This window comes from Dactylosporangium sp. NPDC005572, assembly GCF_040605515.1.
GTDB lineage: Bacteria > Actinomycetota > Actinomycetes > Mycobacteriales > Micromonosporaceae > Dactylosporangium.
The window spans coordinates 1-25,631 of sequence record NZ_JBEXCY010000069.1; the positions used below are offsets into that span (position 1 = coordinate 1).

Here is a 25,631-nt window from a genome sequence, read left to right on the forward strand (position 1 = left end):
CCGGAACTTACCGGCGTCACCATCGGAACGGCTGGGATGTCGCCGCGACGGTCAGGGTGGAACGCATGTGCCGCCTCCACAAGGAAGTGTTCAATTTCCTTGGTTCAAAGTTATTGGAGAGGCATACGACGCCGGAAGATCTTCCGTCGTCTTAACAGTTAACGCTCTGGCCTGCTGAGTGATTAACAGTTAAGAGTAGCCACGCCGGCGACGAGCACGGCGCCCGCGCGGGACGGTCGCCTGAATGAAAAAGCCGGGCGGCCGCACCCGCCAACTTGTGCGACCGCCCGGCGTCCTTGGTTGCAGGGCCCCCGTTCACCCCTGCGTTCAGCAGGTCACGTGAGGCGGATCCAGGCGGAGGCGTCGGACGGCAGGGTCCCGTCCTCGTTCAGGGGCACGCTCGTCAGCAGTACCTCGGCGTGCGGCGGCAGCGGCACCGCGGACGGGCCGAGGTTCGTCACGTTGGCGAAGCCGTCGCCGCGCGCGAACGCGAGCACCTGCGGGTCGGCGTCCAGCCACCGCATCGGCCCGTCCCCGAGCGAGGAATCGGCGCGGCGGATGCGCAGCGCCTCGCGGTACAACTCGAGGAAGGACCCCGCCACGCCCTCCTGGGCGGCGACCGTCTTGCCCGCCCAGCCCGCCGGCTGCGGGAGCCACGGGTCGCCGGTGGCGTCGGCCGGGCTGAACCCGAACGGCGGGGCGGACCCCGACCAGGGCAGCGGCACCCGGCAGCCGTCCCGGCCGGGGTCGATCCCCCCGGAACGGTGGAACATGGGGTCCTCGCGGAGCGCGTCGTCGAGGTCCTCGACCTCCTCCAGGCCGAGCTCCTCGCCCTGGTACAGGTAGACGGCGCCGGGCAGCGACATGATGAGCAGCGCGGCGGCACGGCCCCGGCGGGCGCCGAGCTCCAGGTCCGACGGCACGTCGAAGCGCTTGTCGGCGAACGCGAAGTTGGTGACCTCGCGGCCGAAGCGCGTCACCTCGCGCGTCACGTCGTGGTTGCTCAGCACCCAGGTGGCCGGGGCGGCGACCGGGGCGTGCACGGCCAGGGTCATGTCGATCTCGTACCGCAGCCGCTCGGCCTCCCACGGCGCCCCGAGGAAGGCGAAGTTGAACGCGGTGTGCAGCTCGCCCTCCTGGAGGTACCGCGCGAACGCCTCGTGGTCGGGCAGCCAGACCTCGCCGATGAGCGCCCGCGGCGGCGAGTAGGTGTCGGAGATGCGCCGCCAGGACTGGTAGATCTCGTGGATCCCCTCGTTGTCCTCGTAGTCGTCGCTGACCAGCGGGTCCTTGATGAGCACGGCGGCCGAGTCGATCCGGATGCCGTCGATGCCCCGGTCGAGCCAGAACCGCACGATGTCCTCGAACTCCTCGCGGACGGCCGGGTGGTCCCAGTTGAAGTCCGGCTGCTCGGGCGCGAACAGATGCAGGTACCACTCGCCGTCGGCGACCCGGGTCCAGGCGGGGCCGCCGAAGATCGACTGGAGGTCGGTCGGCGGCAGCTCGCCGTGCTCACCGCGGCCCTTGCGGAACCAGAACAGGTCCCGCTCCGGCGAGCCGGGCGCGGACGCGAGCGCCCGCTGGAACCACGCGTGCTGGTCGGAGCAGTGGTTCGGGACGATGTCGCAGATCACCCGGATGCCGGCGGCGTGCGCCTCCTCGATGAGCTTCTCGGCCTCGGCGAGGGTGCCGAAGATCGGGTCGATGGCCCGGAAGTCGGCGACGTCGTAGCCGCCGTCGGCCAGCGGCGAGGGGTACCACGGCACGATCCAGATCGCGTCGACGCCCAGGCCGGCCAGGTACGGCAGGCGCGAGCGCAGGCCCGCCAGGTCGCCGACACCGTCGCCGTTGCCGTCGGCGAAGCTCCGCAGGTAGACCTGGTAGATAGCGGCGCTGCGCCACCATGCTTGGTGGTTCTGGTCGGCCACGTGGAACCTGCTTTCTTGCATAGAAGTGTGGTGGGACGGTCAGGGGCGTGCGCTCAGCCCTTGACGGCGCCGCCCAGGCCGGCGCTGGAGAGGAACAGGCGCTGGAAGATGAGGAAGAACACGACCGGGATCAGCGTCGAGATCGCGAGGGACGCGAGGAACACGCCCAGATCGGTCTGCTGCGCGATCGCGGGCAGGCGCACCGACAGCGGCTGCTTGGCCTGGTCCTTGAGCACGAGCATCGGCCACAGGAAGTCCTTCCAGCTCGCGATGGCCGCGAAGACCGACACGACGCCGAGGATCGGCTTCGACATCGGCAGGACGACCGACCAGAACAGCCGGAACGAGCTGGCGCCGTCGACCTTGGCCGCCTCGAACACCTCGCGCGGGAGGCTGTCGAAGAACCGCGTCACGATCACCACGTTGAACGCGCTGGCGCCGGACGGCAGCCAGACCGCGAAGAAACTGTTGATCAGCGACGTGCCGATTCCGGGCGGGTTGAGGATCGTGAGGTAGAGCGGCACGAGGAGCACCACGCTCGGCACGAACAGGGTCGCGATCACCAGGCCGTGGACGATCTTGGCCCAGGCCGGCCGCAGGACGGACAGCACGAAGCCGCCCGTGGTCGCGACGAGCAGCTGCACGAACCAGGAGCCGGCGGCGAGCCAGATCGTGTTGAGGAAGTACCGGCTGATCTGGACGTCGTTCCACGCCTCGCTGACGTTCTCCCAGCGCACGCCGTGCGGGAAGACCGCCAGCGGCGTGCGGATGATGTCCTGCGTCGGCGTGATCGCGTACTTCGCGAGCAGCAGCATCGGCCCGATGCCGACCACCAGGAGCAGTGCCAGCAGCGTCCAGTGCAGGAGCTTCATGGTCACGCTGACGCGAGGGTTGCGCCAGTCCTGGTCGGAGACGAAGCCGCGGCTGCCGTCGAAGTGGGACGCCTTGGGCTTGCGGACCGGCCGGGCGACCCTGACCGCACCGGCCGGCGTCGCCTCGCCGGCCGGTGGCCGGGCCGGACTGGTGACGGTCATGGTGGTCCCCTTCTGGCCGGTCACGACTTGCTCCAGCCGGATGTGAGCTTGAAGTACACCAGCGACAGAATCGCCAGGAACGCGGCGAGCATCACGGACAGGGCCGTCGCCGCACCGTAGTTCCCGCCCAGGGAGCTACCGAATCCGTAGTTGTAGATCATGAGCAGGATCGTCAGCGTGGCGTTCGCCGGGCCGCCGCCGGTGAACAGGTAGGGCTCCAGGAACACCTGGACGGTACCAATGATCTGGAGAATGAAGGTGATGAGCAGGACGCCCCGCAGCTGCGGCATGGCCACGTGCCACACCTTCCGCCAGACGCCGGCCCCGTCGACCTCGGCCGCGTCGTAGAGCTCGTCCGGCACGCTGATGAGCGCGGCCAGATAGATGATCACGGTACCGCCGGCCGCGGCCCACGTCGCCTCGACGACCAGGGACGGCATCGCCAGGGACGGGCTCGACAGCCAGGTGTACGGGCCGAGGCCGACCCAGTCCAGGATCGTGTTGAACACGCCGTCCGCGGAGCCGTCGTAGAAGAACTTCCACAGCAGCACGGCGACGACCGGCGGCACCACCACCGGCAGGTAGGCGAGCGCGGAGTACAGGCCCTTGCGCTTGCGGACCGAGCTGATGAGCACCGCCGTCACCAGCGGGACCGGGAAGCCGATCACCAGGGCGAGCAGCGCGAAGTAGAGGGTGTTGCGGATCGCCGTGGGCAGGTCGGGATCGGTGAGCACGTACTGGAAGTTGTGCCAGCCGACCCACTTCGGCGTCCCGACGAGGTTGGTCTTCTGGAAGCTCATGACGACCGACCGCACGATCGGCCACCACGAGAAGACGCCGAAGATGACCAGGAGCGGCAGCGCGAACACGATCGAGCTCAGGCCGCCGCGCTGGACCCAGGTCATCGGGTCGCGCCGGCGCGGCCTACCGCTGGTCGCCGGCCGATGGTTGCCCCTGGCGCCGGTGGCGTCGCCGGTGCCGCGCGGGGCGCCCAGAGCACTCACGACACATCACTCCTCGTCCTGGTTTCCCGGCGTGGGCCGCCGGTCGTCCGGCGGCCCACGCCTTGCGGGTTGTTGATGGTGTGGTGAGCGTCAGCCGGCCGCGTCGATGGCGCGCTGCGCCTTCGCGTTGGCCTCGGTGAGCAGCTGGTCGATGTTGGCGTTCTTGTCGGTCAGGACCGCCTGCACCGCCGTGTCGAGCGCCTTGTAGACGTCCTGGGTGGCGATCGCCGGCTCGTTGACGAGCTTGGCGTCGAACACCTTGCTGGTGAAGGTGGTCATCTGGTCCAGCGGGACGTTGACGTAGGTCTTGATCCAGTCCTGGTACTGCTGGTACTGCTGCTGGGTGAAGATCGGCAGCTCAGGGGTGCCCACGGGCTGCTTGCTCGCCACCTGGATCTCCGCGTTCTTCTTCGCGGCGCCCTCGTTGGTGTACTTGCGCAGGTAGTGGTAGTCGATCCACTTGACGGCGGCGGCCTTCTCGTTGTTGCTGGCCTTGCTCGACACGGCGGCCATGGTGCCGCCACCGAGCACGCCCGACTCGCCACCCGAGAGCGGGATCATCGTCAGACCGTACGACTTCGGGTTGATGTTGTTGGTCTGCACCAGGCTCGTGTAGACGTCCTGACCCGAGGTGTACATGCCGATCTTGCCGGCGGCGAACGCCTGGTTGATGCCCGACCAGTCGTAGCTGAAGTTCGCGCCCATGGAGTTGTCCGTCCAGCGCAGGTCCTTCAGGAACTGCAGCGAGGCCTTGGTCGCGTCGTTGGTGAGCGTGGCCTTCTTGCCGTCCTCCATACGCCCGCCACGGGAGTAGGTGTCGACCGTCAGCTGCCAGCCGCCGGTGCCGTCCTTGGACATCTGGGCGAAGCCGGCCTGGCCGGTCTTCTCCGCGATGGCCTTGGCGGCCGTGCGGACCTCTTCCCAGGTGGTCGGCGGCTTGTTCGGGTCGAGGCCGGCCTGGGTGAACAGGTCACGGTTGTAGTGCAGGCCGATCGCGTAGATGCTCTTCGCGGGGATGGCGTAGACGTGGCCGTCCGAGCCCTGGCCGTACTGCAGCAGGTTCTTGTTGAAGTTCGACGCGTACGCGAGCTGGGTGAGGTACGCCTGCATGTCGGCGATCTGCGCGTTCGCGATCAGCGTCTTCGCGTCGGTGAAGGGAATCTCGAACACCGAGGGCAGCGTGCCGCCGGCGAGGTCGGCCGCGAACGTCGTGGCCTTCCACTCGTAGTCGTGGGTCTTGACCGTGATGTTCGGGTTTTCCTTCTGGAAGTCCGCCACCTCGTCCGCGAGTGCCTGCTGGGCCTCGGGCTTCGCGCCGGGGAGGAGCCCCACGACGTTGAGCGTGACCTTGGTGTTCGGGTCGAGCGTCGTCGAACCAGAGTCGCCGCTGCTGCTGTCGTCCGATGAGCACGCGCCCAGCGTGCTGCCGAGCGCGAGCGCACCCACGACGGCGATTGCCATCGTGGTACGTCGAGAGAACTTCATCGTCGCTCCTTGTTGGGGGGTGTGTAGGCATCCGGCCCGGCACGGTGCGGATCGGATGGAGGAACTGCTTCGAACGAGGCCGGACGGGCAGCAGGGCGTCCAACCTGGGCTGCCCGGGGGTGCTGCAAGCGCGTTACTGATCGGTTTCCATCGCATCGCGTCAGGATTTCGGCCTGGCGTTGGCAAGAGATTAGGCTCACGCTCCACAAGAAGTCCATGGTCCGTTGCAAAATTTTAATGATCCACTGGCACTTGCTTGCACGGACACGCTCCCATTGCCTACAACTTGCGCGGAAGCGTCCCAAAATGGATCGAGCGGCATGCTGCCTATCCCACCTGCGTAGTCGCAAGATCACGGATCGCAACTTGTAAGCGCTTAACGTCGGCAACGCAAAGAGCGCCGCGACTCCCTTCCGGAAGTCGCGGCGCTCGCGGGCCTGCTGGGGTGTGCGGCGGTGCTTATGCCGCCGAGGGGGCCTTGGCCTCCTGCAACGCGCCCGTGGAGCCGCGCACGACGAGCTCGGGCTCGAAGAGCATCTCCTCGGTCGGCACGAGGGTGCCGGCGACCTGGCTGACGAGCAGCGTCACCGCGGCCTGGCCCATCGCCTGGATGGGCTGGCGGACCGTGGTCAGCGGCGGGTCGGTGCAGTTCATGAACAGCGAGTCGTCGAAGCCCACGACCGAGACGTCGTCGGGCACCTCGCGGCCGAGCCGGCGGGCGGCCCGGATCGCGCCCAGGGCCTGCACGTCGCTGGCGCAGATGATGCCGGTGACGCCGTGCTTGATGAGCCGGGTGGCGCCGGCGCGGCCGCCCTCCATCGAGAAGATGACCCGCTCGACGTCGTCCTCGCTGACCGACTCGGAGAACGTCGCGGCCGCCTTGAACGCGGCGAGCTTGCGGTTGGACGGGGCGTGGTCGGCCGGCCCGAGGATCAGCCCGATGCGCTTGTGCCCGAGCGAGATCAGGTGGTTGAACGCCTGGTCGACCGCGTGACCGTCGTCGACCGAGACGCGCGGGAAGCCCAGGTCGTCGATGGCCGCGTTGACCAGCACGGCGGGCAGCCCGCGCTCGTGCAGGCGGTGGTAGTGGTCGTGCTCGGCGGCCGCCTGGTGGTAGAGCCCGCCGCAGAAGATGATGCCGGAGACGTGCTGGTCGAGCAGCATCTCGACGTAGTCGGCCTCGGACACCCCGTCGGCGGTGCGGGTGCAGAGCACGGGGGTGAACCCTCGCTTGGACAGCGCACCGGCGACCACTTCGGCGAAGGCGGGGAAGATCGGGTTCTGCAGCTCCGGCAGCACCAGGCCGACGAGGCGGGCCCGCTCACCGCGCAGCTTGGTCGGCCGCTCGTAGCCCAGCACGTCGAGTGCGGTGAGCACGGCCGTGCGCGTCGCGTCTGAGATGCCGGGCTTGCCGTTGAGCACCCGACTCACGGTCGCCTCGCTCACGCCGGCATACTTCGCCACCTCAGCGAGTCGTCGAGTCATGCCCGCAAGCGTAGTGCATACCTACGCAATTTTTTGCACGGATGTCACCCACCCAACCACACCGCGGGCCTTCACCCCCGGACGCCCCGCGATCCTGGAGTTGCGGTCCCGGGTTTGTCCCGACCTTCCGGACATGTTCGGGACCACAACTCCAAGATCGCGGGGACGGTGCGCGGACCGGTCAGGTGCGGCCCTCGCGCTCCTGGGCGGCCTCCAGGGTCGATGAGTGCGGGACCCAGTCGGCGAGGCGGACCGGGTAGCCCAGGCCGCGCAGCTTCTCGATCACCTCCGGGTCGTCGTCCACGACGATCTCGATCGGCGACTCGCGGGCCAGCCGGGCCAGCTGGCCGGCCTTGAAGTCGCGGGACGGGCGGCGGTCGTTCGCCGGGCGCATGAACAGCAGCTCGGCGGGCAGCTCGTGGCGGCGCAGCCAGTCGGTCGTCAGCGTGCGCAGGTGCTCGGGGCGGCCGGTCAGCCAGACCAGGACGTGGGTGGCCGCGTACTCGCGGGCCAGTGCCACGCCCACCGCGAGGGCCGGGTCGCGGCCCGCGGCGGCGAAGAAGCGCGACCAGTTCTTCGGGCGGCGCTCGAGGTGGTGCAGCCGGTGCCGGACGTCGGCCACCACGCCGTCGACGTCGAACACCGCGATCGAGGAGTCCACCCGCACATCTTTCCCCACGGAACCCCGCGCCGCATCGGTCACGCCCGGTCGCGCCAACCGGCCCATCACCCGGTGCGGGTTAGCCGAAAGTGGCGTTTCCGCAGGTCAGCGAGGGGTAGGCTTCGCCCCGACGCGGCGTGTCGCGGCAGAGCGACGACGGGGACGGAGGGGTGACACCACCGGCCCCACCGCGCGAGTGAAGGGGGTGTCCGCTTGATGCGGATCGATGGCCTGCGGGCCGCACCGGTGACGAAGGATCACGGCCATGTGGCCGCCTGAACACGAGCGCTTCGCGGACCGGACGGCCGCGGGACGCATGCTCGGCACCGCGGTCGCGGCTCACTTGCGGCAACTCTCGATGGCCGGAAAGCGCCCGACCGGCGAACTGCCGCCGATGGTGCTCGCCCTGCCGCGCGGCGGGGTGCCCGTCGGCGTGGCGGTGGCGGAAGGCATCGGCGCCGACTTCGACCTGGTGATCTCGCGCAAGATCGGCCTGCCCTGGCAGGCGGATCACGGAGTCGGCGCGATCGCGGAGAACGGGCCGCCGGTCTTCGACCGCAGCGCGCTCGCCGCGGTGGGGCTCAACGCCAGCGATCTCGGTCCCGCGGTACAGCGGGAGCGGGTGGAGCTGCGAAGGCGCCAGGAGCGCTATCGCGGGTCGCGACCGGCACCCGACGTGGCCGGCCGGATGGTGGTGGTCGTCGACGACGGCCTCGCCACCGGGGTGACCGCGCGGGCGGCGGTCCGTGCCCTCCAGGCGGGCAAGCCCGCCCACCTGGTGTTCGCCGCGCCGGTGTGCGCGGCGGAGTCGGTCGACCTGCTCGCCACCGACGTCGACGCGGTGATCGACATGCACAGCCCGCGCGAGTTCCACGCGCTCGGGCTCTACTACCGGAACTTCGCCCCGCTCACCGACGCCCACGTGGCCGAGCTGTGCATGCGGGCCTGGGGCGCGGCAAAGGTGCCGGCCGCAGTCTGAAGACCGAAGAATTCAACTGCCCGCCCGTGGTGTTTATAACGCCGCGGGCGGGTAGAGCATCACCCCATGAGGGCGGGAGGCCTGCGGGCCAGCATCGAGCGCCGGGGTGACGCGACCGTCGTGCGCCTCGGCGGGGTGCTCGACGTCGAGAGCTGCCCGTCGCTGCGGTCCGCCGTGATCGGGTGCCTGGCGACGGAGCCGTCGGTGATCGTGCTGGACGTCGCCGACCTGCGGCACCAGGACGACGTGGCCCTGACGGTCCTGCCGGCGCTCGCCCAGCACGCCGCCGCCTGGCCCGGCAGCGCCGTCACCCTGGCGGCCGCTCCCCCGCCGCTCGCCTCGGCGCTGGACCGGATGGCCGTCATGCGGCTCGTGCCGCTCTTCCCCACCACCGACGCGGCCCTCGCGCACCGGCCCGACGGCGCCGCTCCCCGCCGCCTCGAGGTGACCCTGCAGCCGATGGTCGACGCCACCGCGGCCGCCCGGCACCTCGTCGACCGCGCGTGCCACCTCTGGGACATCCCGCAGGTCAAGGACCTCGCTGAGCTCGTCGTCACCGAGCTGGTCAGCAACGTGGTGCGGCACGCCCGGACCGAGATGGAGGTCTGCGTGGCGCTGCGCCGGCGGCTGCTGCACGTCGCGGTGCGCGACCACAGCGCGGATCCGCCGCGGCCCGGCGCGACCAATGACTCACTGCGCGAGGACGGTCGCGGACTGTTGGTCGTCGGCGCGTTGACCGCCGGTTGGGGATATACACCTGTGCCCGATGGCAAAGTCGTCTGGGCCACTATTCGAATCTGAGGAAAAAGGTCACCCGCCAGCTCACCCTTTCGCATGGAAATCGGCGACTTCGCCGTGCGTACAGTGATGCGGAAAGCCAATCCGCCCACGTCCGTGACCGCACGCTCAACCGCGAATCGCTTGCCCCGCAATGCGATGGGATAGGGGGGAGTCTCCACCATGGAGACAATGCCCATAGAAGAAGTCCGAAGTGATTCGGTACTTTCACTGGAGACCTGGCGTAATGGCGACGACGAAGTCCTGCGACCGTCGGGAATCCTCGACTACGCGGCCAGCCTCGATCTGCGCGTGGCGCTGTTCGAACGTCTCGACGCCGGACACAAACAACTGACCGTCGACCTTTCCCGGCTGCGCCTGCTCGACTGCGCCGCCGCCGACACCTTGCTGCGGGCCCAGCTGGAGGCCCAGGAGCGGGGCGGCGCGCTGCGCGCCCCCGGCGCCAGCGAGCTGGTGCTCGACGTCCTGGAGATCATCGGGGCGGCGAAGCAGCTGAGGGCGTACGACGACCCGCCGCCCGGCTCGCCGCCGGCGGACGCCGACGCGGACGAGGCGGGAAACGACCCGCCGAGCCAGTGGACGACCGTCAACGAGCTGCTGCGTCAGGCGGCCGCCATGGACCGCAGCGACCCCCGGCGGGGCGCGCTGCGCGAGCGGGCGATCGAGCACAGCCTGCCGCTCGCCGACCGGCTGGCCCGCCGCTTCCACGGCATGGGCGAGTCACCCGCCGACCTGAGCCAGGTCGCCGCCCTCGGGCTGATGAAGGCGATCGACGGCTTCGACCCGGACTACGGCACCGATTTCGGCGGCTACGCGACGCCGACGATCGTCGGGGAGCTCAAGCGGTACTTCCGGGACAAGGGCTGGGGCGTCCACGTCCCGCGCCGCCTCCAGGAGCTGCGGATCGAGATCAACCGGGTCCGCGACACGCTCGGCCAGCGGCTGGGCCGCTCGCCGACCCCCAAGGACGTCGCCGAGCACCTCGGCGTCGACGAGGAGCAGATCCTGGAGGCGCTGGTCGCCTCGTCGGCATACCGGCCGGTGTCGCTCTTCGCGCCACTCGGCGGGGACGACGACGCGGGCACGCTCGCTGACGTGCTCGGCGACGACGACCGGGACATCGACGGGGTGGAGTTCCGGCAGGCGATCAAGCCGCTGATCGCCCGGCTGCCGGAGCGCGAGCGGCGGATCCTGTCGCTGCGCTTCTACGGCAACCGCACCCAGGCCCAGATCGCGGCCGACCTGGGCATCTCCCAGATGCACGTGTCGCGGCTGCTCAGCCGGACCCTCGAGGGACTGCGGAGGGCGCTGCTGGACGGCTAGAGCCTGGCGGTTGGGATCTTCGGTCGTGGGGTAGGAGGCTCCCCGGTGCGGGCGCCGACGCCGTCGCGTGTCTGCGCCCGCCCGACCGAAGGGGGAGATGTGACTGACCTCCACACCGTGGAGATCGCCGCCGTCCTGCGCCAGCTCACCGCGCGCCTCATCGCCAGCGACGACCTGGACGAGGCCATGGAGGACCTGGTGGAGACCGCCGCGGACCTCGTCGACGGGGCCTCGTGGTGCGCGGTGACCCTGGTGCGGGCCGGCGGCCCGTCGACCGCGGCGGCGTCGTCCGGGCTGCCGGCGGACCTCCTCGACAGCCAGTACGACAGCGGCACCGGGCCGTCGATGGAGGCCATCCGCTCCAGGGATCTCATCCTGAGCGACGACCTGGCCGTCGACACCCGGTGGCCGCGGTGGCGCGAGCGGGCCCTCGCGGCGGGCGTGCGCGGGGTGATCACCGTGCCGGTCGACATCGACGAGCAGGTGATCGGGGCGCTGACGGTCTACTCGGCCGCGGCGGGCTCGTTCACCACGGACGTCGGCCTGACCGCGATGCTGGTCGCCGAGCACGCCGGGCTGCTGCTGTCGGCCGTCCTCGACCGGGGCCGCCGGGCCGGGCTGCACGCCCAGCTGGAGGAGGCGCTCGCCGACGGGGAGACGGTGAACCGGGCGGTCGGGATCATGATGGTCCAGCGCGCCTGCTCGGCCGACTCCGCGCTGGAGGTGCTGCGCAGCACGGCGGGGCGGCTGCAGCTGCCGCTCACGACGGTGGCGCAGCGCCTGGTCGAGACCGTGGAGCGCCGCGCCACCGTATAGCGCCGGCTCGGCGACGGTCAGGCGCCGCGTGCCCGTCGCGTTGGCGGGCGGCTGCCGCCGTTCAGTGCGACAGGCAGTCGATGGTGGCCAGCAGGTTGTTCAGCGGGCGGCCGCTGGTCAGGCCGGTGTCGGCGAGCGACAGCCCGTGGACCGACGTCGCGTGCGGCGCGTTCGCGCTGTAGAACACCACCGGGAGGCCGGCCGTGGCCCGGTTGGCCCGCAGGAGGTCGAGCAGCTCGTCCCCGTCCTGCCGGGGCAGGTGCAGGTCGAGCACGGCCACGTCGAACCGCGGGTGGTCGGCGGCCATCGAGAGCGCCTCCCGCGGGCTCGCCGCGGTGATCACGTGGTGGCCGCCGATCTGGAGGCGGATCGCCGTCGTCTCCCGGATCGCCGCGTCGTCGTCGATGAGCAGGACTCGCGCCATGACAGCAGGGTTCCCTTCCCGATGGGGCCGCAACCTCCCCATCGGTCCGAATCGGCCGGAATCGGCGGGAACCTGAGTGCTACTGCCGCGGGCGACGCCGGCGCATGACGATGATGACCACCACGACCGCGACCACCACGACCACCGCGCAGCAGCAGGCGCCGATGAGGCCGCCGCTGGCGCGCGGGCGTCGCTTGGCGACCTCACCGCCGAGCTCCAGGGTGGAGGCGTCGACGACGGTGGCGAGATAGGCGTGCAACCAGGCGAAGACTGCGCTCATCCCGCCACCGTAGCCGGTCGTGTCACGCCCGCAGCCAGGCCGTGGTGTCCGGGGGCAGCGTGCCGTCGGCGGCCAGGTCACCGCTCGCGAGCAGCACCTCACCCGCCGGCAGCGGCACCGGCACCGGGCCGAAGTTGGTGATCACGCGGATACCGCCGTTGCGGAAATCGACCACATCCTCACCCTCGCCGGACCAGGCCAGGGTGCCGCCGCCGAGGGCGTGCTTGCGGCGCTGGCGCAGGGCCTCGACGTACAGCGTCAGCGTGGAGCCGGGAACCTCACGCTGGGCGTCGGCGGCGAAGCGGGCCCAGTCGGCCGGCTGCGGCAGCCACGACGCCGGGCCGGGGCCGAAGCCGTACGACGGGGCGTCGGCCGCCCACGGCACGGGCACCCGGCAGCCGTCGCGGCCGCGGACCTCGTGCTTCGAGCGGAACCACGTCGGGTCCTGGCGGACGTCGTCCGGGAGCGCGGTGTGCTCGGGCAGGCCGAGCTCCTCGCCCTGGTAGAGGTACGCCGAACCGGGCAGCGACAGCATGAGCAGCGTGGCCGCGCGGGCCCGGCGCAGGCCGAGGGCCTCGTCGGGCTGCCGGTCGCCGATCCCGATGCCGCCCTGGGTGGAGTAGCCGGGCTCGAAGCCCAGCCGGCTCGCGTGCCGGACCACGTCGTGGTTGGACAGCACCCAGGTGCAGCTCGCCCCGACCGGCTCGACGCCGGCCAGGCTGGCCTCGATCGCGGCGCGCTGGTCGGCGGCGGTCCACGGCGCCATGAGGTAGTTGAAGTTGAACGCCTGGTGCATCTCGTCGGGGCGCACGTAGCGGGCCAGCCGCTCGGCGGGCGCCACCCAGGCCTCCCCCACCATCATCCGATCGCCGTCGTAGCTGTCCAGCACGCGGCGCCACGAGCGGTACACCTCATGCACCCCGTCCTGGTCCCACATCGGGGGGACGCGGTGCTCGGCGCCCGGGCTGGTGATCGGCACCTGCGCCTCGGTCCAGTCGGGCAGGCCGCTCTCCTTGATGAGGCCGTGGGCCACGTCGACGCGGAAGCCGTCGACGCCCCGGTCGAGCCAGAAGCGCAGCACGTCCTCGAACATGGCGCGGACCTCGGGGAGGTCCCAGTTGAGGTCGGGCTGGCTGGTGTCGAACAGGTGCAGGTACCACTCGCCGTCGGGCACGCGGGTCCAGGCCGGGCCGCCGAAGACGCTCTGCCAGCCGTTGGGCGGCAGCTCGCCGTCGACGCCGGTGCCTTTCCGGAAGTGGTACCGGTCGCGCGCCGCACTGCCGGGCTCGGCGGCGAGGGCCTCCTGGAACCAGACGTGCTCGCTCGACGTGTGGTTGGGCACCAGGTCGACGACGACCCGCAGGCCGCGCTCCTTGGCCGCGGCGACCAGCGCGTCGAAGTCGGCGAGCGTGCCGAACCGGGGGTCGACGTCGCGGTAGTCCGCGACGTCGTACCCGGCGTCGTGCTGCGGAGACGGGTAGAACGGCGACATCCAGAGGGCGTCGACGCCCAGTTCGACCAGGTGGTCGAGGCGCGACGTGATGCCGCGCAGGTCGCCGAGGCCGTCGCCGTCTGCGTCGGCGAACGACCGCGGGTAGACCTGATAGATCACGGCATCGCGCCACCAGACCAGCTGACTCACCCCTTGACTCCACCGGCCAGCAGGCCGCGCACGAAATAGCGTTGCAGGGACAGGAACACGATCAGCGGGATGACCATCGACACGAACGCGCCGGACGTCAGCCGCTGCCAGTCGTTGCCCCGGGTGCCGGCCAGCTCGGCGAGCCGGACGGTCAGTGGCCGCGAGTCCACACCCTGGGTGAAGACGAGGGCCACCAGAAGATCATTCCAGATCCACAGGAACTGGAAGATCGTGAGTGACGCCAGCGCCGGCGTGATGAGCGGCAGGACGATCCGCCGGAACGTCATCGCCGGGCCCGCGCCGTCGACCCGGGCCGCCTCGAAGAGGTCCTTCGGCAGCTCGGACATGAAGTTGTGCAGCAGGAACACGCCGAGCGGGAGGCCGAAGCAGGTGTGGGCGAACCACACCGCGAAGAACCCGCCGCCCATGTCGGTGAAGCCGCTCAGCAGCTTCAGCATCGGGATGAGCGCCATCTGGATCGGCACGATCTGGAGGGCGAACACGCCGATGAAGATCCAGTCCCGGCCGCGGAAGTTCAGCCACGACAGGGCGTAGGCGGCCATCGCGGCCAGGCTGACCGAGAACAGCACGGCCGGCACCGTGATGGTGAGCGAGTTGATGAAGTAGCTCGCCAGCTGGCCGGACGAGGCCGACGTGCCGAAGACCACCTCGTTGTAGTTGTCGAGGGTCAGCGTGGGGTTCTTGAAGAACGTCCACCAGCCGGTGGTCTTGATGTCGTTCTCGGGCCGCAGCGACGAGACGAACAGACCGAACGTCGGGATGGTCCACACGATCGCGATGATGATCGAGATCACGCTGGCCACCCGCGAGGTGAGCCTGCGCCGCACGCGGCCGGCCATGGTGCTCGGCTCGGGCCGGTGGAGCGGGCCGGCCTCGGGAGCGTCGGTGCTGACGGTGCTGCTCATCGGATCTCCGTTCGGTGCCGCAGCTGCCGGACCTGGAAGATGACGATCGGGATGACGAGCACGAACAGCAGCACCGCGAGGGCGGAGCCGTGGCCGTTCTCGTACGCCCGGAAGGCCTGGTTGTACATCTCCAGCGCGAGCACGCTGCTCTTGAACTGGCCGCCGGTCGACGTCCGGACGATGTCGAAGACCTTCAGCGTGGCGATCGTGATGGTCACGACGACGACCACGACGGCCGGCCGGATGGACGGCATCGTCACCCGCCAGAACATCTGCCACGGGTTGGCCCCGTCGAGCCGCGCCGCCTCGACGATCTCGGCCGGGATGGCCTTGATCGCGGCGGAGAGGATGACCATCGCGAAGCCGGCCTGGATCCAGATCAGCATGATGATCATGTAGAACGTGTTGCTCGGCGAGTTGCTCAGGAACTGCTGCGGCTCCAGGCCGAGCCAGACCAGGATCTGGTTGAGCAGGCCGATCTGCTCCTGGTCCGCCTCGCGGAAGGCGTAGATGAACTTCCAGATGATCGCCGCGCCGACCAGCGAGATGGCCATGGGCATGAAGATCAGCGACTTGGCGATGCCCTCGCCGCGGGCCTTGTCCACCAGTACCGCATAGATCAGGCCGAACGCGGTGGACAGCAGCGGCACGCAGACCACCCAGATGAGGGTGTTGCGCAGCATGAGCAGCGTGTCGTCGTTGGTGAAGATCCACTTGTAGTTCTCGATACCGACGAACTCCTGGCTGGCGGCATCGAAGAACGACAGGTACACCGTGCGGATCAGCGGATAGAGCAGACCCACGCCGAGCAGGACGAGCGCCGGGCCGAGGAACCCGGCCATCTGCAGCCGCTCCTTGCCCTTCCCCCACCTGGGCAGGATGTCGAGCACGAACAGCAACGCGCCGACCACGACGATGAACCCGCCCATGTAGGCGAGCGCAGGCCAGATCTTGGCGACGTCTTCGGAGAAGTCGTATTCCATGGGGTGTCCTCCGACCAGCCGGGTCCGGCGCCGTGGTGCGTGGCGCCGGACCCGGACTTCAGTTCGCTACTTGGGCCAGGTGCTTTCGATGTAGTCCAGCGTGGCCTTGGTGTCCTTCGTGCCGTTGATCCAGTCGGTCATGCCGGTCCAGAAGGACTTCGAGCCGACCGCGGCGGGCATGAGGTCCGACCCGTCGAACCGGGCCACGGTGGCCGGGTCCTGCAGGATCGTGACGGACAGCTTGTCGATCGTGCCGCTCACGTTGCTGGCGTCCAGGCCCTTGTTGGCCGAGATCCAGTCACCGAGCTTGGCCTTGCTGTTCGCCCACTCGGCCGAGGCCAGGTAGGTCTGCACCTTGACGACCTCGTCACGGTCCGAGAAGGCCGAGACGAACTCGCCGGCGATGAGGACCGGCTTGCCCTTGCTGGGGTCCAGCGGCGGGAAGTAGAAGGCGAAGACGTCGCCGTCCTCAGCGACCTTGGTGCCCTTCTGCCACTGGTTGGAGTAGAAGTTCGCCTGGCGGTGCAGGCCGCACTTCTTCTCCTTGACCGGCAGGCCACCCTCCTGGAACGAGGTGGTGACGATGGTCTTGGGGTTGCCGACGTACTTCGGGTTCTTGAGGATCGACGCGGTGCGCTCGGCGGCCGAGAAGATCTTCGGGTCGTTGAACGGGATCTCGTGGTTGACCCACTTGTCGTAGGTCTCCGGACCCTGGTCGCGCAGGACGATGTCCTCGATCCAGTCGGTGGCCGGCCAGCCGGTGGCGTCACCGGACTCGATGCCCGCGCACCACGCCTGGATGCCGCTGGCCGCGATCTTGTCGCTGAGCTGGATCATCTCGTCCCACGTCTTCGGGACCGTGTAGCCCTTCTCCTTGAAGAGCTGCGGCGAGTACCACACCAGCGACTTGACGTTGGCGCCCATCGGCACGCCGTAGACCTTGCCGTCGACCGTGGCGTACTTGGCCCAGTCCTTCGACCAGTTCTTGTCGAGGTTGGCCTTGACCGGCGCCGGCAGCTCCTTGAGCTGCTTGCTCTTCACGAAGGAGGCAAGGAGGCCGGGCTGCGGGAAGACCGCGATGTCCGGCGGCTGACCACCGTCGGCGCGCACCTTCACCTGGGTCTCGAACTCGCCCGAGCCCTCGTAGTTGATCTTGATGTTGGTGCAGTCCTCGAACTGCTTCCAGGACTGGGTCAGCTTGTCGGCCTCGGCGTCGCGAATGGTCGCGTAGATCGAGACTTCCTTCTTCTTGTCGACCTTGTATTGCGCGTACGGCGCGCACTCGGGCTTGTCGGCGGTGCTGGAGCCGGAGTCGCTGTCGCTGCCGCAAGCGGCTGCCGCGAGGGCCAGACTGGCCACACCGGCGAGCGCGAACGCCCGACGCCGCCACGAGGGGACGGCCATGGTTAGCCTCCTTTGGCTTACCCGGTCCGGGCGGGTAGCCGCCCGCGTACCGGTGTGCTGTGTTCCTCGGATGTAAGCGTTTGCAGGGTTGGTTTGTCGAGAGCCTTGGCCGCTTTCATCGATAACGAGTGAGTAACACGATGGACATATTGCCGTGCGGCGCTGTGTTGCTAGCCTCGCCCTGTGGCCGACCCTTCCGTGCCCGTGAGCATGGAGGACGTGGCCCGGCTGGCCGGCGTCTCGACGGCCACCGTGTCACGCACCCTCCGCGGGCTGCCCAACGTCTCAGAGGAGACGCGCGGCCGCGTCCTGCAGGCCGCGGAGTCGCTGTCGTACGTGGTCTCCCCGATCGCGTCGCGGCTGGCCAGCGGGCGCACCCACACGGTCGGCGTGATCGTCCCGTACGCGTCGCGCTGGTTCTTCGGCCAGATCGTCGCCGGCGCCGAGTCGGTGCTGCGCGAGCACTCGCTCGACCTCCTGCTGTACAACCTGGGCGACATCCCGGCCCGCCAGCGCTTCTTCGGCCAGCTCCCGCTCCGCCGCCGGGTCGACGCGGTGCTCACCGTCGCGATGCAGTTCACCGATGCCGAGATGTCGGCCATGCGAAGCCTGGGCGTCCCGATCGTCGCCGTCGGCCACCACGTCCCGGGCGCCGGCTGCGTGCGCATCGACGACGTCGCGGCCGCCGCCACCGCGGTCCAGCACCTCCTGGGTCTGGGCCACAAGCGCATCGGCATGATCTCGACCTACAACGACCAGAGCATGTTCCTGCCCGTCGCCCACGCCCGGCGGCGCGCGTACGTCGAGACGCTGGCCGCCGCGGGCGTCCCCTTCAACGGCGAGCTCGTCATGTCCGTCCCCCATGGCATGGACGGCGGTGAACAGGCGATGCGCCGCCTGCTCACCCTGGCCGACCCGCCGACCGCCGTCTTCGCGGAATCGGACGAACTCGCCTTCGGCGCGCTGAGCGCCCTTCGCCGTACCGGACGTCACGTATCGGTCATCGGCTTCGACGACCACGAACTGAGCGCGTTGCTGGACCTGACCACGGTCCGCCAGCGCGTCTTCGAGCAGGGGGTGCTGGCCGCCGGGATGCTCCGCCGCGCGATGACCACGAGCGACTGGAGCCCGGAAGAGCTGCTGATGCCCACCACCCTGGTCCTTCGCGCCTCCACCTGGCCGGTTGCGGTTAGGACGCCAGACGCCGGGTAGGTCGCCGCCGCCACTTTGGAACTGATTCCGGAACCCGGGGGTGTGCCATGACAGCGGAAATGCCGAACCCACCCGTGACGTGGGACCAGCCCGACGAAGAGCTCGAAGAGCTCGTCGGACCCGACGCCGACATGATGATGGAGGAGGACTCCGACGAGGCTCCGCAGACGGACTTCTTCTGGGAGGACGACGAGGAGTAGCGACGCACACCGGAGGGGCGGGGGTATCTCGTTGGTGGGGCACGCAGGGGGCGTGCTAGGGTTACCTCCGTTCAGCCGGGCGCCGCTAGCTCAACTGGCAGAGCAGCAGACTCTTAATCTGCGGGTTGTAGGTTCAAGTCCTACGCGGCGTACTCGAATTGGTGGCCCCTGCTTCGCGGCGGGGGCCTCTTGCCTTTGTCGAGTCCGTATTCTTCGCGCTCGCTTCGCTCGCTCCCCAGTGGGGGGGCTTCGCCCACCCACACCCCCCGAAAACCGCAGCCATGTTCGTTGGCGGAATTGCGGTCCACCCGCATTCTGTGGGCGGTTATTCGCGTGGCGGAGGCTATTCGTGTTCATCGTCACGGCGATCTGAGAGTGGCTGAGAATGTCCATCAGCACCGGGGGCGACACGCCGCCGAGGAGGAGCAGGGTCGCGCAGGTGTGCCGGAGGTCGTGGAAGCGGATCTGACGCACCGCGGCACGGTTGATCAAAGTACCAAGAAGGTGTAAGAGCGGGGCACGATTGGCGTCACCAGCAGCGGATCCATGCCGTTCTCCACCGCTTCGACGACGGCGGGCATCACGTGGGCTCAGACATCTGGTTCACCGGCGTCAGGGCCGACAGTCCTGCAGTCATCGATAGAGCCGAGCAGGTGCTGTCGGGCTGGCTGTCGGACATCGGGCCGTGCTGTTGTCGAGTCCGCATTCTTCGCGCTCGCTTCGCTCGCTCTCCAGTGGGGGGCTTCGCCCACCCACACCCCCGAAAACCCCAGCCATGTTCGCCTGCGGAATTGCGGTCCACCCGCATTCTGTGAGCAGTTGCTCGCGTGACAGCCGTCGATTGTGTTCAGCGTCACGGCGACGCGACTTTGGCGGTCCGTAGACGACTCTGCCGCCCCGGGCCCGTTGCAGCGTCTGCACCACCTGCGGCTGGCGTCGGCACAGGTCGCTAACACCCCAAGAGTTCTCGCCGCAGACCGGAGGAATGTTGGCTGACCTCAGCGGGTCAGGGCGGGGCTACCCGCTTCGATCCAGGCGGGCGGGCAGCCCGGATCGGCAGATGGATCAAGCTGTGCGGCGAGCGGGCTGCCAGCCCCCACACCAGTGCGAACGCCACGGCTGCCGGCTTGTCGACGCTGAACTGGGCACCGAGTCGTCCCCCGTAGAGCATGGCGTGCTTGAGGGCTCGCGCCGGCCGAACGACCCGGTACTCGTTTGGGCCCGGGCGGACGTGGCTGACCAACACCGGCCAGGCCTGCTCCGACAACCGCACCGGCACCTCGTTCTGCCTCCTGCAGCGCATGGTAGGCCCGGGCCACATCACGATCACCCGGTTCTGCCCGGCGCCCGCACCGGAGTCAGCGACGCAGGATCAACCCACAGACTCGACAAGCCCCGGTCCGCCGGCGAGACCGCGGACCAGGGCGCGAGCGTCGATCGGGCGAACAACGCAAGGTATGAGCGGAACTTGCGGTGCGGTGACACCCTCCCCGACCCGGCAAAACCCGTGGTCTGGGCCCGCAAACCAGGGTTAGCTTCCTGCTGGCTCAGGTCCTGCATGGTGGAGGCGACAGGCATTGGCACACGCAAGAGTGACGGTGTGTGTCGTCGTGACCGACGGGCAGCCGGTAATCGACGCGGTCGCCGCCGCCTTGGCGCCCTTCGACATGGCGGAGGATCCCGGCGGACGCTGGGACCGGTGGCGCATCAACGGCGGGAGTGTCGCTCGGGCGCTGCCGGTCCGCGCCGGCGGCGAGGACGATCCCCGAATCCTGCGGGTGTCGGCGCCGCCGGAGCAGTGGGTGCCCGGCCGATGTGACGGCGCCCCGCGTGGGCTGCTGGACTTCGCCCCCGACCGTGCGGTCGCGCGCGCACACGCCGAGGCCGAGTGGGCGGGATGGCACGCGTTCGCCAGGCGGTATCCCGCCGCGCGGCCAGTGCCCGAGTTCCTGGACCGGCACGGCGCCCACCGAGGGGGCGACGCGTTCAGGGCGGCGCAGCGAGACTTCATGAGCCAACCGGTCATCCGGGCCTACATGACTGAACATGGTCTCGACCCGGATCGCTTCCTGTGGCACGCGTTCAACGACCCGGTCACCGTTTTCGGTGACGACCAGGTGGAGTACGTGCGCAACCGGGTCGCGCGCGCCATCCCGACAGACGAACTGCTACGGCTCGACGGGGTCTGGCTGGACTACGGCGACTTCAGTACCGGCCAGTTCGACGAGGCCGCCCATGACCGGTACTACCGCACGGCAGACGCCTATTTGGACACGCTGCCCGATACGGCATACGTCGTCCGGCTCCGCATCCACTGCTGAACCGTCACAGCGGGTCCAACTGGACGGCAGACCGGGGCCGTGAAGCCCCGCTGCCGCTGCATCAAGGGGCGGTGAACGTGGTCCACGTCTCTGCGAGACGGAAGCCCATGGACTCGTACAGTGGCTGGCCCGCCGTGCTGGCATGCAGATAGGCGATGTCCGCGCCGGCGGCGAAGCCGTCTGCCATCGCCCGTGCGGTCATCGCCCGGCCCAGACCGCGGCTCCGAGCGGATGGAACGACGGAGATGTTGAAGACGCCGACCGCGTCGGCGCCCTGCAGACCCAGCCCGGTGGCGACGGGTCGGCCGGATACCTCGGCGAGGTACCCGGTGAACGCGGGAGTGTCGAGCACCCGACCACCCATCAACGAGCCGAATGCGCCCGCGGGAACGCCGAAGCCGGCGACGAGGGCGTCGGTGTAGCGGTCGCTCTCGGTCGAGCCGACCGCGCGGATCGGCGTCCGCCGCTCCTCGACAGCTCCGAGCACGGCGTCGCCGACGGTGCAGGTCATGAACGGCATGGCGCCGTGTCTGGTCAGTCCGTGCGAGGCCGCGAGGCCGGCGACCGCATCGCTCGCCTCCCCACGGACGATGATCGACCAGGGCAGGCCGAATCTGCCGACCTCGGCGGCCATCTCGTCCAGCGACTCGACGTCCGGGTCGAGTGTCGTGCTGAGCGCCGCGTTGAGCGACGCGATGGTGGCGTGCGTCACCATCGCCCGGGCATCGCCTCGCTCCCCATACCGGCCCTTCGGGGTCACACCGCACAGTCGCTGCATTGCGTCGAGCCACGCGGCCGCCGCCCGGTCAGTGGTGAGCGTGATGGTCGTTTCTTGTTCCACGTCTTCCGGACGCGATCCGCCACCGGAAAGTTCGGTTCGCGAAGGAAGAATCTCTGCTCTGGGCGGCGCTAGCGTTCAGGCATGCTGTTGTTCAACTCGGGGGCCGGTGATGCGGAGCTGATCGTCCGGGCCGCCCAGGAGGGCGATCCAGGTGGCTTCGCGCAGCTGTTCGAGCTGCATTACGCCGGCATGCTGGCGGTCGCGAACCAGATCCTGGGTTCCGGCCCGGACGCCGAGGATGTGTGCCAGGACGCTGCGATCACGGCGTTCGCCCGGATCGGCGAGCTGCGCGATCCCGCCGCGGTACGGCCCTGGCTGCACGCCATCGTGCGCAACAACTGCCGGACGTTGCTGCGCGCGCGCAAGCCCATCCCGGTCGGCGTGGCCGGCGAGGATCTGCAGGCCTCGGCGCTCGACGACCCGGTCGCCCGCATCGAGCTCAGCGCCCTGCGCGACTGGATCTGGCACGGCCTGCGGCAACTGTCGCCAGCCGTGCTGCCGGTGGCGATGCTGCGTTACTTCACCGAGCACAACTCGTACGAGCAGATCGCGGCCCTGTGCGGAATCCCGGTCGGCACCGTACGCAGTCGCCTGAGCGAGGCCCGCCGGCAGCTCGCCGTCGTCCTCCCACGCGTCCGTGACGAACGGCACGAGAAAGCACTGTCCGCCGAGCGGCGTGCGGAGGCCGAGGCGTTCCTCTCCACAGCCGCCGGCGACACGTCGCTGCGCTCGGTGCACGACCGCTGGGCCGACGACCTGACAATGCACTGGCCCGACGGCCGCCGGTCGACCGGGCTGAAACCGGTCCTCGACGTGATGGGCCTCGACTACGACGACGGTGTGAGCTACCAGCTGAAAACAGTGGTGACCGGGCCCGGTGTCACGATCTGGGAGCACGAGTTCATCAACCCGCCGGAGGACCCCGACCACTGCCCGCCCGCCGGCACCTGGTTGATCCGCGAGCGGGAAGGCCGGGTACGCGAGGTCCGCCTCCTGCACGCACCGCGACCGGGGCGGGAAACTCCCGGCCCGGCCAGTCGAACTTCCGGGCGCCGGCCGAAGTCCTGAGGGTATGACAACACACTCGATCCACGACGTGGCGTCGCAGCTCGCCGCGAACCGCCGGTACTGGTGCGGCTGGGCCGGCGCCCGGTCCGACACCGACCTGCCCACCTACCGCACCGACATCACCCACGGCCTGCTCAACGGGGTCCTGCGGATCCGCAACCGGCCGCTGGACGAGGCGATCGAGGAGGCCAGGCAGCAGCTGGCCGGTTCGATGTGGAACTGGTGGGTCGGTGCCGACAGCGACGAGGGCACGGCCGACGGCCTGCTCGCCCGCGGCGCCACGCAGACGGGCGACATGCCGATCATGGCGGTGGACGTCACCACCGTTGCCGGCTTCGGGGCGCCGGCCGACCTGAAGATCTGCCCGGTGATCGACCGGGCCGAGATGCAGGAGTACGTCCGGGCCTATGCCGAGCCACTCGGGTTCCGCAGCGACAGCGTCGACACCGTCGTCGACCATGAGCTGAATTTCGGGTACCCCGACGTGGTTCGGCTCGCCGGCATCGTCGACGGCAGGACCGTCGGCACCTGCACCCTGTCGCTCGCCACCGATGTCGCCGCCCTCTACTGCATCGCCACCGACCCGGAGTACCGACGGCGCAGTATCGCGACCGCCCTCACCCTGGAGGCGTTGCGGATCACCCGCGAGTCCGGCCGGCGGTTCGCCACGCTGCAGGCCAGCAGCGAGGGCGAACCGGTGTATCGGCGCATCGGTTTCGAGACCGTGGCACGGTACCGCCTCTTCAAGCTTCCGGAGTGAGCGGATGGCGCGGCAGGGCACGGCGGAGCAGATGAACGGAGCAGAGGACAGATGAGTTTCGAAGACGACGTGCGCGCCACGTTCCGGCGTGGCGACAGCGCCGGCGTGCTGCGGATGGCGCAGGCGGAGATCGAGCGGGCCCGAGCGGCCGGCGAACCGGGCGGCGAGGTCGAAGGGCTCTACGCCATGGCGCGCGTGGCCGCCCGCGGCGGCGACCTGTCCCGTGCCGAGCAGCTGGCGAGCGAGGCGCTGGAGGTCGCCGTGCGTTGCGGCGACCGGCGGCTGGAGGAGCGCCCGCGGCACGTGCTCGCCGCGGTGACCCGGATGTCCGGCGACTACGTCAAGGCGCGTGAGTTGTACCTCGCGAGCATCGCGTTGAACGAGGCGCTGGGGCAGCCGGAGATGGTGAACTCCGAGTACCACAACCTGGCGTTCACCGAACTGCACCTCGGCAACCTCGACCGCGCCCGGGAGCTGTTCGCGGCCGGGCGTGAACGGGTGTTCCGGGAGGGGTACCGCCTGTTCGTGCCGTATCTGGGTGTCGCCGCCGCAGCCTTGGCGTCGGCCGAGGGCGACCACGTGCGGGCCGCACGGATGATCGGGTTCACCGACAGCGCGTACGCCGCGATCGGGCAGGTGCCTGACCCGGACGACGCCGCGGAACTGTCGAACGCCCGGGCCGCCGCCGTAGCCGCCCTCGGAGAGGCGAGCTTCACGCCGGCGTACGCGGCGGGCGCGGCCCTGACGGACACCGAGGCGTTCGGGCTCACGTGGCGTAGCTGAACCACCACTCGCTCACGGCGGGCTGGACATCCTTCTCCCAGGACCATCCGGCCAACCTGTAGTCGGCCAGAAGCAGAGAGGCGAAGCCAGACGACGAGGAGCTGCGCCAAACCGCCGCGTAAGCACTCCCTGAGCCCGTCGTAAACAAAAGCACTGACCTCACGGTTCAGCAGCGCAGATCTACGAAAGCCCGTTCATGGAGGACGAGGTGCTGGCGCTGTTCGCCGCGCTCGGTTTCCCGTCTGGGAGGGAAATCGTGCCGGTCATCGACCTGCACGACAAGGCGTTCGGAAACTACGACGCTATCGCCAGCCTGGCCGACATTCACGCCGGCGGCCTGATCCGCGCGGCAGAGCAAGGTTACGTGCTGGGTCCCGAGCATGATCAGCCCCCGAAGGAACTGGACTACCTGCAGTTCAGCGACCTGGTGTGGGGCTCGGTCTACGGCGGCGGACTCAGCCGCGATGAACTGATCGCGGAGTACGAACGACTGACGTCGCGCTGGCCGGACCAGCGATCGGGCCGTGAGAGCTAGTTTCCGCGCCGATCCGCGCTGCAGTGGACCCCTTTCGGTGTGCAAAGTCGCAGCCGATAGCCTGCGACTTTCTCGAACTTCCTGTCCGCAATCCGGTAGCTGATCCGAACCGAGTGGAACAGTGTTGCCTCGGCACCGCTGACTCGGATGACGAAAATCAGCTGATAGTGCTTCCGATGGTCCGGCTGCGACGGCTGCATCGTCGCACCTGGAATCGCGTTCGCCTCGACTGGAACCGCATAGCCGAGGGCTTCTCCCTTGAGCGTCCCCACGGGAACGGCATCCACGTCCAGTAACCGCACCTCTTCGACGACCGCGCCGGCGTCATTCGTCAGCAACTCCGCGCGCTCAATGACGATCGGACGGCGCCCGTCATTGGTCATGATGATGTCGCCGTACGTCATTACCTGTCCGACATCGACTCCTAAGCCGACCCACGACTCGTAGTCACCCGTGTTGAGGCTCCGCGCCTCGGCCAAGACGTGACGCCTGACGAGATAAGCGGCACCCGCGGCGCCCAGGAGCACGACGAGCGCAACCGCGAGCGTAACGGCGGAGCGCGAGCGCAGCGGAGCCTGTTCGGCCTGCATGCGATGCCGTCAGCCTATGTCGATGATGCCGGACAGAGCCGGCCCTGATCTTCGGCCTGGTGCCTCACGCGGTCCTCCCCCGAACGCCATGAGTCAATGCAAGCGCATCCTCCCACGGAAAACGCCGCACAACCGCCCCTCGGGATTCC

Annotated in this window: 25 protein-coding genes, 1 tRNA gene and 1 pseudogene; 12 read left to right on the forward strand and 15 right to left on the reverse strand. The window is 69.3% G+C overall.

Going from position 1 to position 25,631, the window contains the following annotated elements; all coding sequences use genetic code 11:
* Window positions 1-335 precede the first annotated feature (335 nt).
* The 6 genes from ABZS66_RS28980 to ABZS66_RS29005 all read right to left on the reverse strand — a co-directional run bounded on the left by ABZS66_RS28980 (window position 336) and on the right by ABZS66_RS29005 (window position 7,597).
* Window positions 336-1,928, reverse strand: coding sequence for an alpha-amylase family glycosyl hydrolase (locus ABZS66_RS28980; RefSeq protein ID WP_354763045.1), 1,593 nt, complete (start codon window positions 1,926-1,928; stop codon window positions 336-338).
* A 53-nt stretch (window positions 1,929-1,981) separates the two neighbouring features.
* Window positions 1,982-2,962: a carbohydrate ABC transporter permease gene (locus ABZS66_RS28985; protein WP_354763047.1), complete on the reverse strand. Its 981-nt coding sequence runs from the start codon at window positions 2,960-2,962 to the stop codon at window positions 1,982-1,984.
* 20 nt (window positions 2,963-2,982) lie between these two features.
* Entirely contained in the window at window positions 2,983-3,966 is a 984-nt protein-coding gene (locus ABZS66_RS28990) for a sugar ABC transporter permease (RefSeq protein WP_354763049.1), read from the reverse strand.
* A gap of 90 nt (window positions 3,967-4,056) precedes the next feature.
* Window positions 4,057-5,451 carry an extracellular solute-binding protein gene (locus ABZS66_RS28995; protein ID WP_354763051.1) on the reverse strand — a complete coding sequence of 465 codons (1,395 nt, stop codon included), beginning with the start codon at window positions 5,449-5,451 and terminating at the stop codon, window positions 4,057-4,059.
* A 459-nt stretch (window positions 5,452-5,910) separates the two neighbouring features.
* Complete coding sequence (locus tag ABZS66_RS29000) at window positions 5,911-6,936, reverse strand: LacI family DNA-binding transcriptional regulator (protein ID WP_354763053.1); 1,026 nt, start codon at window positions 6,934-6,936, stop codon at window positions 5,911-5,913.
* 181 nt (window positions 6,937-7,117) lie between these two features.
* Window positions 7,118-7,597, reverse strand: coding sequence for a hypothetical protein (locus tag ABZS66_RS29005; protein WP_354763055.1), 480 nt, complete (start codon window positions 7,595-7,597; stop codon window positions 7,118-7,120).
* Window positions 7,598-7,862: 265 nt separating this feature from the next.
* On the opposite strand from ABZS66_RS29005, the gene ABZS66_RS29010 reads away from it, so the two are divergent.
* The 4 genes from ABZS66_RS29010 (at window position 7,863) to ABZS66_RS29025 (ending at window position 11,513) form a co-directional block, all read left to right on the forward strand.
* On the forward strand, window positions 7,863-8,576 hold the full coding sequence (locus ABZS66_RS29010) for a phosphoribosyltransferase family protein (protein ID WP_354763057.1): 714 nt from the start codon (window positions 7,863-7,865) through the stop codon (window positions 8,574-8,576).
* 66 nt (window positions 8,577-8,642) lie between these two features.
* Window positions 8,643-9,377 carry an ATP-binding protein gene (locus tag ABZS66_RS29015; RefSeq protein WP_354763059.1) on the forward strand — a complete coding sequence of 245 codons (735 nt, stop codon included), beginning with the start codon at window positions 8,643-8,645 and terminating at the stop codon, window positions 9,375-9,377.
* A gap of 168 nt (window positions 9,378-9,545) precedes the next feature.
* Window positions 9,546-10,697: a SigB/SigF/SigG family RNA polymerase sigma factor gene (locus ABZS66_RS29020; protein WP_354763061.1), complete on the forward strand. Its 1,152-nt coding sequence runs from the start codon at window positions 9,546-9,548 to the stop codon at window positions 10,695-10,697.
* Between the two features lie 99 nt (window positions 10,698-10,796).
* Window positions 10,797-11,513: a GAF and ANTAR domain-containing protein gene (locus ABZS66_RS29025; protein WP_354763063.1), complete on the forward strand. Its 717-nt coding sequence runs from the start codon at window positions 10,797-10,799 to the stop codon at window positions 11,511-11,513.
* 61 nt (window positions 11,514-11,574) lie between these two features.
* On the opposite strand, the gene ABZS66_RS29030 is transcribed toward ABZS66_RS29025, so the two are convergent.
* The 6 genes from ABZS66_RS29030 to ABZS66_RS29055 form a co-directional block, all read right to left on the reverse strand.
* Entirely contained in the window at window positions 11,575-11,937 is a 363-nt protein-coding gene (locus ABZS66_RS29030) for a response regulator (protein ID WP_354763065.1), read from the reverse strand.
* Between the two features lie 79 nt (window positions 11,938-12,016).
* Window positions 12,017-12,217 carry a hypothetical protein gene (locus ABZS66_RS29035; protein ID WP_354763067.1) on the reverse strand — a complete coding sequence of 67 codons (201 nt, stop codon included), beginning with the start codon at window positions 12,215-12,217 and terminating at the stop codon, window positions 12,017-12,019.
* A 22-nt stretch (window positions 12,218-12,239) separates the two neighbouring features.
* Window positions 12,240-13,859, reverse strand: a complete 1,620-nt coding sequence (locus tag ABZS66_RS29040) for a glycoside hydrolase family 13 protein (protein WP_354763069.1) — start codon at window positions 13,857-13,859, stop codon at window positions 12,240-12,242.
* Window positions 13,856-14,785, reverse strand: coding sequence for a carbohydrate ABC transporter permease (locus ABZS66_RS29045; protein WP_354763071.1), 930 nt, complete (start codon window positions 14,783-14,785; stop codon window positions 13,856-13,858). The genes ABZS66_RS29040 and ABZS66_RS29045 overlap by 4 nt, the downstream gene beginning before the upstream one ends.
* Complete coding sequence (locus ABZS66_RS29050) at window positions 14,782-15,768, reverse strand: sugar ABC transporter permease (protein ID WP_354763073.1); 987 nt, start codon at window positions 15,766-15,768, stop codon at window positions 14,782-14,784. The genes ABZS66_RS29045 and ABZS66_RS29050 overlap by 4 nt, the downstream gene beginning before the upstream one ends.
* Before the next feature lie 66 nt (window positions 15,769-15,834).
* Entirely contained in the window at window positions 15,835-17,172 is a 1,338-nt protein-coding gene (locus ABZS66_RS29055; RefSeq protein ID WP_354763075.1) for an ABC transporter substrate-binding protein, read from the reverse strand.
* Between the two features lie 183 nt (window positions 17,173-17,355).
* Between ABZS66_RS29055 and ABZS66_RS29060 the strand changes: the two genes are divergently transcribed.
* The 3 genes from ABZS66_RS29060 (at window position 17,356) to ABZS66_RS29070 (ending at window position 18,736) form a co-directional block, all read left to right on the forward strand.
* Window positions 17,356-18,384: a LacI family DNA-binding transcriptional regulator gene (locus ABZS66_RS29060; RefSeq protein ID WP_354763077.1), complete on the forward strand. Its 1,029-nt coding sequence runs from the start codon at window positions 17,356-17,358 to the stop codon at window positions 18,382-18,384.
* Window positions 18,385-18,443: 59 nt separating this feature from the next.
* Window positions 18,444-18,584 (forward strand): hypothetical protein, encoded by a 141-nt coding sequence (locus tag ABZS66_RS29065; protein ID WP_354763079.1) that lies wholly within the window; start codon window positions 18,444-18,446, stop codon window positions 18,582-18,584.
* A gap of 79 nt (window positions 18,585-18,663) precedes the next feature.
* A tRNA-Lys gene (locus ABZS66_RS29070) sits at window positions 18,664-18,736 on the forward strand.
* 211 nt (window positions 18,737-18,947) lie between these two features.
* Here ABZS66_RS29070 and ABZS66_RS29075 read toward each other — a convergent pair.
* A pseudogene (locus tag ABZS66_RS29075) lies at window positions 18,948-19,178 on the reverse strand (tyrosine-type recombinase/integrase); the annotation flags it as partial.
* 1,016 nt (window positions 19,179-20,194) lie between these two features.
* Between ABZS66_RS29075 and ABZS66_RS29080 the strand changes: the two are divergent.
* Entirely contained in the window at window positions 20,195-20,905 is a 711-nt protein-coding gene (locus ABZS66_RS29080; protein ID WP_354763081.1) for a hypothetical protein, read from the forward strand.
* Between the two features lie 61 nt (window positions 20,906-20,966).
* On the opposite strand, the gene ABZS66_RS29085 is transcribed toward ABZS66_RS29080, so the two are convergent.
* Window positions 20,967-21,746, reverse strand: coding sequence for a GNAT family N-acetyltransferase (locus tag ABZS66_RS29085; protein ID WP_354763083.1), 780 nt, complete (start codon window positions 21,744-21,746; stop codon window positions 20,967-20,969).
* A gap of 81 nt (window positions 21,747-21,827) precedes the next feature.
* On the opposite strand from ABZS66_RS29085, the gene ABZS66_RS29090 reads away from it, so the two are divergent.
* The 4 genes from ABZS66_RS29090 (at window position 21,828) to ABZS66_RS29105 (ending at window position 24,892) form a co-directional block, all read left to right on the forward strand.
* Window positions 21,828-22,814: a sigma-70 family RNA polymerase sigma factor gene (locus tag ABZS66_RS29090; RefSeq protein WP_354763085.1), complete on the forward strand. Its 987-nt coding sequence runs from the start codon at window positions 21,828-21,830 to the stop codon at window positions 22,812-22,814.
* Between the two features lie 4 nt (window positions 22,815-22,818).
* Complete coding sequence (locus ABZS66_RS29095) at window positions 22,819-23,574, forward strand: GNAT family N-acetyltransferase (protein WP_354763087.1); 756 nt, start codon at window positions 22,819-22,821, stop codon at window positions 23,572-23,574.
* A 51-nt stretch (window positions 23,575-23,625) separates the two neighbouring features.
* Window positions 23,626-24,357, forward strand: coding sequence for a tetratricopeptide repeat protein (locus ABZS66_RS29100; RefSeq protein WP_354763089.1), 732 nt, complete (start codon window positions 23,626-23,628; stop codon window positions 24,355-24,357).
* 196 nt (window positions 24,358-24,553) lie between these two features.
* The gene (locus ABZS66_RS29105; RefSeq protein WP_354763091.1) at window positions 24,554-24,892 is read left to right on the forward strand and encodes a hypothetical protein; all 339 of its coding nucleotides are present in this window, start codon (window positions 24,554-24,556) and stop codon (window positions 24,890-24,892) included.
* On the opposite strand, the gene ABZS66_RS29110 is transcribed toward ABZS66_RS29105, so the two are convergent.
* Window positions 24,889-25,482, reverse strand: coding sequence for a hypothetical protein (locus ABZS66_RS29110; RefSeq protein ID WP_354763093.1), 594 nt, complete (start codon window positions 25,480-25,482; stop codon window positions 24,889-24,891). The two genes, ABZS66_RS29105 and ABZS66_RS29110, sit on opposite strands and share 4 nt — an antisense overlap.
* Window positions 25,483-25,631 lie beyond the last annotated feature (149 nt).

Bases quoted from the DNA above. Each gene is read 5' to 3' on its own strand.
- ABZS66_RS29095 (WP_354763087.1), top strand. From the start codon at position 22,819: ATGACAACACACTCGATCCACGACGTGGCGTCGCAGCTCGCCGCGAAC.
- ABZS66_RS29110 (WP_354763093.1), bottom strand. From the start codon at position 25,482: ATGCAGGCCGAACAGGCTCCGCTGCGCTCGCGCTCCGCCGTTACGCTC.
- ABZS66_RS29100 (WP_354763089.1), top strand. From the start codon at position 23,626: ATGAGTTTCGAAGACGACGTGCGCGCCACGTTCCGGCGTGGCGACAGC.
- ABZS66_RS29020 (WP_354763061.1), top strand. From the start codon at position 9,546: ATGCCCATAGAAGAAGTCCGAAGTGATTCGGTACTTTCACTGGAGACC.
- ABZS66_RS29045 (WP_354763071.1), bottom strand. From the start codon at position 14,785: ATGAGCAGCACCGTCAGCACCGACGCTCCCGAGGCCGGCCCGCTCCAC.
- ABZS66_RS29105 (WP_354763091.1), top strand. From the start codon at position 24,554: ATGGAGGACGAGGTGCTGGCGCTGTTCGCCGCGCTCGGTTTCCCGTCT.
- ABZS66_RS29015 (WP_354763059.1), top strand. From the start codon at position 8,643: ATGAGGGCGGGAGGCCTGCGGGCCAGCATCGAGCGCCGGGGTGACGCG.
- ABZS66_RS29010 (WP_354763057.1), top strand. From the start codon at position 7,863: ATGTGGCCGCCTGAACACGAGCGCTTCGCGGACCGGACGGCCGCGGGA.
- ABZS66_RS29055 (WP_354763075.1), bottom strand. From the start codon at position 17,172: ATGGCCGTCCCCTCGTGGCGGCGTCGGGCGTTCGCGCTCGCCGGTGTG.
- ABZS66_RS29050 (WP_354763073.1), bottom strand. From the start codon at position 15,768: ATGGAATACGACTTCTCCGAAGACGTCGCCAAGATCTGGCCTGCGCTC.
- ABZS66_RS29090 (WP_354763085.1), top strand. From the start codon at position 21,828: ATGCTGTTGTTCAACTCGGGGGCCGGTGATGCGGAGCTGATCGTCCGG.
- ABZS66_RS28995 (WP_354763051.1), bottom strand. From the start codon at position 5,451: ATGAAGTTCTCTCGACGTACCACGATGGCAATCGCCGTCGTGGGTGCG.
- ABZS66_RS29065 (WP_354763079.1), top strand. From the start codon at position 18,444: ATGCCGAACCCACCCGTGACGTGGGACCAGCCCGACGAAGAGCTCGAA.
- ABZS66_RS29035 (WP_354763067.1), bottom strand. From the start codon at position 12,217: ATGAGCGCAGTCTTCGCCTGGTTGCACGCCTATCTCGCCACCGTCGTC.
- ABZS66_RS29030 (WP_354763065.1), bottom strand. From the start codon at position 11,937: ATGGCGCGAGTCCTGCTCATCGACGACGACGCGGCGATCCGGGAGACG.
- ABZS66_RS28985 (WP_354763047.1), bottom strand. From the start codon at position 2,962: ATGACCGTCACCAGTCCGGCCCGGCCACCGGCCGGCGAGGCGACGCCG.
- ABZS66_RS29000 (WP_354763053.1), bottom strand. From the start codon at position 6,936: ATGACTCGACGACTCGCTGAGGTGGCGAAGTATGCCGGCGTGAGCGAG.